2 protein-coding genes are annotated in these 2,862 nt (G+C 35.7%); one reads left to right on the top strand and one right to left on the bottom strand.

The genetic code is table 11. The features are described 5' to 3' along the window. Positions 1-120: 120 nt before the first annotated feature. Positions 121-861 (bottom strand): sulfite exporter TauE/SafE family protein, encoded by a 741-nt coding sequence (locus BT1A1_RS09095; protein ID WP_034770361.1) that lies wholly within the window; start codon positions 859-861, stop codon positions 121-123. Between the two features lie 471 nt (positions 862-1,332). Here BT1A1_RS09095 and BT1A1_RS09090 point away from each other — a divergent pair, with 471 nt between their 5' ends. After that, positions 1,333-2,694, top strand: coding sequence for an aspartate kinase (locus BT1A1_RS09090; RefSeq protein WP_034770358.1), 1,362 nt, complete (start codon positions 1,333-1,335; stop codon positions 2,692-2,694). Positions 2,695-2,862 lie beyond the last annotated feature (168 nt).

Here is a 2,862-nt window from a genome sequence, read left to right as displayed (position 1 = left end):
CGAGAATTAATCTCGTTAATTTGATTGGTTTTCTAAGGTGCGAAACTTAAGGATATTATCTTTGAATTAGGAGAGAACACTTGTGACTTTAATAATAAGAGGTTCTGATTTTACTACATCCTAATTACCCGAAAGTTGATTCACGATGATTTGGAAAATGAGAGCAACAGTAACCACACGTAATAATGGTTTTATAATTTTTGGTTTTAATTTTTCAGCAATGCGGACACCTACTTGGGCACCGCTTAAAGATCCAAGTAATAAACAAATGGTATATGACCAAATGATATGTCCCGTCGTAATATATGTTGCAGCTGCCCCAAAACAGCTTGAAAAAGTAGCAAGTCTGCTATATGCAATCGCCCTCAAGTATGAAATTTTTAAATAACCAAATAAATAAAGTTGCAAAGTCCCCTGGCCGGGACCAAATAAGCCGTCATAAATACCGATGGAGTATAGTCCAGGCAAACTGATTTTGTTTATCGTCAATTTTTGATTCCCTTGAAATTGATCTTTACCAAAAAAAGATGAAATAAAAGCAAACATAAGTAAAAAAATTGCTAGAATAAACAAATATTTCGATGAAAGAATAGAAGCGATTATCCCTCCGCTGATACCGCCTATAACACTAATCGGGATAACCCAAAAAGACTCTTTAAATGAAATTTGTCCATGTTTAAGTAAATATAAGAAACTGGAAAACGCGCTAACTGTATTGGATACTTTATTTGCACCAATAGCTGAGTGGATGGGAATGCCTAAAAGAAGCATGACAGGTAAACTAATTAATCCTCCACCTCCTGCTAAAGTTCCCAAAGTGGTTGCGACCATACCTGTAAAGAATAAAGCGATGTATTCCAACTAAACCACCTCCTCTATATAGTATATTTCATGACAATCAATAAGGAAAATTAATGTTTATTATTGATTTCGATAAATTAAAGTAATTAAAATTAAACAAAAAGGAATCGATTAGACATTAACTAATGCTTTTTTACACTAAATGCAAACTCGTTTCCTACAAGTGTAGGGAAAATTTGCCCATATTTGTAATAGATAGTATATAACCTTTATTTCAGTGATTTTGGTAAAATTATTCTTTCTAAGACCAAGGATAAAAAGTTTTGCTAGGAATCTATTAATCCTTTTTACGGTATAATCTACCAAATTTGACCTTCTTTCAAATTCAAACAATCTTTATCTCATTCATTTCGAGAGGTTACATTATTCAAAAAGAGAGAAAGTTATAAAAAAAGAATTGCAATCGAACTAAATTCAAGCGATAATAAGATTCATAGATATTTTTGGCAGAAAAATGGTGGTGGAAATTTCATGAAAGTCGTAAAATTTGGCGGGACTTCTGTTTCGTCAGCTGAGCAGATTAAAAAAGTTTTTCAAATTGTTACAGCAGATCCTGAACGAAAAATAGTTGTCGTTTCAGCGCCCGGAAAAAGAAAAAAGGATGATATAAAAGTTACAGATTTGCTGATTAAATGCGGGGAAGAATATTGTAAAACGGGAAATGGGAAAGAAGCTTTTCGGGCTGTTGTTGATCGTTATGCAGAAATTGCCCACGAACTGGGGCTATCCGAGCATATTATTGATCGGATTGCCGCTGATTTACAAGAAATTTTACATGGGGATCGATCGAACGCTTCCCGATTTATGGATGCAGTAAAGGCAAGCGGAGAGGATAACAGCGCTAAGTTGATTGCCGCTTATTTTCAATCCTGTGGTGTTGAAGCACACTATGTAAATCCGAAAGAAGCAGGTTTGTTTTTAACTGATGAGCCGGGAAATGCCCAAGTGCTCCCTGAAGCATATGAGCAATTGAAAAAACTTCGTGACAGGTCAGGAATTTTGATATTTCCAGGATTTTTCGGTTATTCAAAAACAGGTGAAATAGTTACTTTTTCTCGCGGGGGCTCAGATATAACGGGATCGATCTTGGCCAGTGCCGTTGGAGCAACCGTTTATGAAAACTTCACGGATGTCGATGCCGTCTATACCGTTAATCCGAATTTTGTTTACAACCCGAAAGAAATTCATGAAATTACGTACAAAGAAATGCGGGAGTTATCTTACGGCGGTTTTGGCGTATTCCATGATGAGGCACTTATTCCTGTATTTCGTGCCGGAGTTTCTGTTAATATAAAAAATACAAATAATCCAAATCATCCGGGGACGAAAATTGTTCATCATCGGAATAACCAGAACGGTCCGGTTGTAGGAATAGCCAGTGATACCGGTTTTAGTAATATCTATGTAAATAAATATTTAATGAATAGAGAGATTGGTTTTGGTCGTCGTCTTCTGCAAATTTTGGAAGATTTCCATTTGTCATATGAACATACGCCATCTGGGATTGATGATATTTCAGTGATTTTACGGCAAAGTCAGCTGGATTTAGCAACGGAAAGAAAAGTACTCGAGCGGATTAAAACTGAATTACATGCCGATGAAGTTCATATTGAACATGATTTAGCAATGATTATGATTGTTGGTGAAGGAATGCGACAAGCGATTGGAACAATGTCACGAGCTGCTGCAGCTTTTGCAAGAAGTGGTGTAAATATTCTAATGATTAACCAAGGTTCATCGGAAGTAAGCATGATGTTCGGTGTAAAAGCATCTGACGAGAAGAAAGCAGTACAAGCATTATATGAAGAGTTTTTTACTAAAAGTCTGGTGTGACCAGGCTTTTTTTCTGTGGAAAGCAAAATGATCGTTTCATTTGGTCATGTTAAGATGTGAGTCAACTTCTTGTTGAGGAAATAAGGAGATTAATATTCTTTACCAGATAGTCTACTAAAGTAAAAAGTAAAGTTTGAATCTATATTACAAGGCACGCTTGATAAATTT

The organism is Caldibacillus thermoamylovorans (assembly GCF_000751775.1).
Lineage (GTDB): Bacteria > Bacillota > Bacilli > Bacillales > Caldibacillaceae > Caldifermentibacillus > Caldifermentibacillus hisashii.
Note: the sequence above shows the minus strand (reverse complement) of the source record. Positions and strands in the feature narration are given on the sequence as shown.

What these genes read in the sequence shown, in the direction of transcription:
- BT1A1_RS09090 (WP_034770358.1), top strand. Translation starts at nt 1,333, where the DNA reads ATGAAAGTCGTAAAATTTGGCGGGACTTCTGTTTCGTCAGCTGAGCAG.